We start from the raw sequence: 2,889 nt of genomic DNA on the forward strand, positions 1-2,889 counted from the left end.
GAATAGATAGAAAGGTAAAAAAGAGTGTTGTCAACGGTAAGCGGAACGAAGTGAGCATTAAGTGGTTCTGGTGCAAATAAAGGATATATCCTTTATTTGCACCAGAACCACAATTACTCCTCGAAAATAGCTTTACATCTCTAATTTTCCAATAATCTCCGATTTCCATAAATCTTGTGCCGCTTGTAATCTACCCTTCATAAATGTTGAATTCAATTGTGATGCATGATTTACCTCATCAATTATACTGGATAACATAGAATCTAATGAGTTCCATGTTACTAAAATCTCATCTAAGGATACCTGCCATCCAATTAAAAAGCGACCATCATTGACACCATGTATGTCTTGAATTAAAAAATTCAAATGATTATATAAAGGTTCTAATGCATCATATAATAACGCAGACGGCACCATCATTTCTTCTGCAATTTTTTCGCGAATTAAAGCTGAAGATTCTGACTCTAATCGCTTCTCTAAATCTTGAATTTCTGTTCGATACACTTCCATACGAGAAGATATAGGAGGCATATCATTTTGTAGCTTTCTTGCGTACTCTATCATTTCTGACTTAAACACTCCTACATTCGCAATAAAACTACTCACATTCATTTCTTTCTCACGCAAATCATTTTGTAACTTTTGAAGTAATTGTAATACCTGTTTTTTATCCCCTTTTTGTATTTGTTGCCGAATTTCTGTATATAAATAATCAAATGTATGATCATAATCTACAATTTGAAAGCGATTTTGCTGTAGCATTCCTGCAAAGGAATTTTTCCATTTTTGAGACTGCTTATAGATGTTCCCGACGTTAGCTTTAATAGATAATAATATCGAGTCGGAAATCCCTGCCTTTTTTACTTCATCGGTTTCATTTAAAATAATGGGATATCTATCTGAAATATGGTTAACAAGGCCATCCATCACTGTAGGCACATTCGTTTCAGCGAATACTTTTCCTGTTACGTCCATCGGCCATAACAGCATACTTAACATACAACACACATAAACCAATCTTCGCATTCCAACACATCTCCTTACTCATTATTTTATAGTTAGTAGATAAAAAAGAAGGAATATGGGTATTCCTTCTTTTTTAGGAGGTGAAGCATTTTATACTTACACTTGAGGTAATCCCTTTATAATTAGCAGTATTTTCACTATTTTTGTGTATTAACAGGTTCTATTTTTAATTCCTTCAATCCCTCTTTTAATGTATCTGCATCTGTTTTCAATGTCTTCCAACTGTCCTTAGCTGTATCTAACATAGGTTTTAGGAATGCAAATCGATTGGCCGTTGCTTTTTCATCCGCTTTTTCAATACTCTGGAGAACACCAGCATATTGTGAGTCTAAATCATTCCATTGATCTACCATATATTGGAGAGATTTCACCGCATCATTAATTGCATTTGTCATTTCACTAACATTCTGAGATGCTGTAAACACCACGCGATTTGCAGCCCTTTTTTGATCTATTGTTTGATTTAATCCCTCAAATGCAGGATTTAATTGGCCTAAGTTTATTTTAGCAGTAGCTATCATTACACCACCAGCTATCCATGTACCTATCGCTGGCCAAGACACCACTTGATATCCGTCACTCTCTACTTGTCTAAAATGGCGTATACTCTCCATAATCTCTTTCAGATGAGCTTCATCAGCTTCAATCCCTGCCGTTTTACTGCTTAATATAGAACTGAGAATTGTTTGATGGTCTTGAAATACTCGACCATCGTTACTGACGTCTTTTCTTAGTTCAGTTAACGCTTGAATTAATGAAACCGCATATTGCTTGTTCGTTTTAACGTCTGTTTGTAAATCTTCAATCCCTTCTTTTAACGTCTCCTTGTCTCCTGTATTTATTGCGTTCACTAGGTATTGATAGTACTCTTGAAACGTTGTATCAAACGTAATAATACCAGTCAAAGTATCTATAAGTTGTCGCTTTACTTTTGTATCCCAAGTCGAAGCATGCTCACGAGCTTTTTGTTGATCTTGTAGAAGTTTGTTAGGTAAATCACCATGTCCTGCAAGATCTTTATTAGAATCAAGACCTGCAAAATTCACATCTGGATTCTTAAGTAACATGTAAGAATAGAGATTCATAGATTGCGCAAATGCACTAGCTTTTACTAGAGTTTGCTTCATTTTATCCGTATTACCCGACAGTTTTTCGTTTTCTGTATTGGATTGTTCAATTCCACTTGCAAACGTTGTAGCAGGTGAAGAAATAGTGGTAGCTGAAATGGCTAAAATAGTCGATAAAGCCATTGCTCTATAAGGTAGTTTCTTTAACATTTTTATACCCCCAGTATAAATTGGTTACAATATATTTTTTGTATTACACATATTAGAAAATATCTAAATATAAAGTGTAGTTTGTTACGTCGCTCTTACTCATTTTTAAATCCAATATCTTTTGCCACTAAATCTGCGTCCTGATAAATGTCACTCCACTGTTGCTTAGCTGCATCTAAATCATTTACGAGTAGGGAAACTTTTGATGGCTGTATAGAATCTATACTATCAAGTAGTACTTTGTAATTTGCCCCCATCGTATCCCATTGCTTTTTCAGCGTTGTAAGCGAATCAATTGCCTGATCTACCGTCTGGTATAGATCCGTTACAGTTGCCTTTGCATTCGTAAGTGAAAGAACAGCCTGTTCAGCCACTGTACGTTGCGTGCTTAACTGCTCGATTTTTTTAGAAACATCATTATATTGCGTTAGATTTTGTGATAGCATAATCCCGGTTGCCGTTCCTAAACCGATACCGGCTGCTCCTAATGCAACTAGGCCTCCAACCACAAGCGGAGTTGCCATTCCGCCAGTCACTACAATTGCAATTGTTCCACCAATAGCACCACCAATTAATAGGAACGTAC

General features: G+C 35.8%; 2 protein-coding genes and 1 pseudogene. All 3 read right to left on the bottom strand.

From position 1 onward, the window contains the following. Window positions 1-132 precede the first annotated feature (132 nt). Window positions 133-1,026, bottom strand: coding sequence for an HBL/NHE enterotoxin family protein (locus tag JDS99_RS30260; RefSeq protein WP_199696421.1), 894 nt, complete (start codon window positions 1,024-1,026; stop codon window positions 133-135). A gap of 137 nt (window positions 1,027-1,163) precedes the next feature. Next, a complete protein-coding gene (locus JDS99_RS30265; RefSeq protein ID WP_199696422.1) occupies window positions 1,164-2,303 on the bottom strand; it encodes a ClyA family alpha-helical pore-forming toxin in 1,140 nt (379 codons plus the stop codon). A 95-nt stretch (window positions 2,304-2,398) separates the two neighbouring features. Continuing rightward, window positions 2,399-2,889 (bottom strand): annotated as a pseudogene (locus tag JDS99_RS30270) (hemolysin BL lytic component L1); the annotation flags it as partial.

This window comes from Bacillus cereus group sp. N6, assembly GCF_016483705.1.
Lineage (GTDB): Bacteria > Bacillota > Bacilli > Bacillales > Bacillaceae_G > Bacillus_A > Bacillus_A wiedmannii.

Bases quoted from the DNA above. Each gene is read 5' to 3' on its own strand.
- JDS99_RS30260 (WP_199696421.1), bottom strand. From the start codon at position 1,026: ATGCGAAGATTGGTTTATGTGTGTTGTATGTTAAGTATGCTGTTATGG.
- JDS99_RS30265 (WP_199696422.1), bottom strand. From the start codon at position 2,303: ATGTTAAAGAAACTACCTTATAGAGCAATGGCTTTATCGACTATTTTA.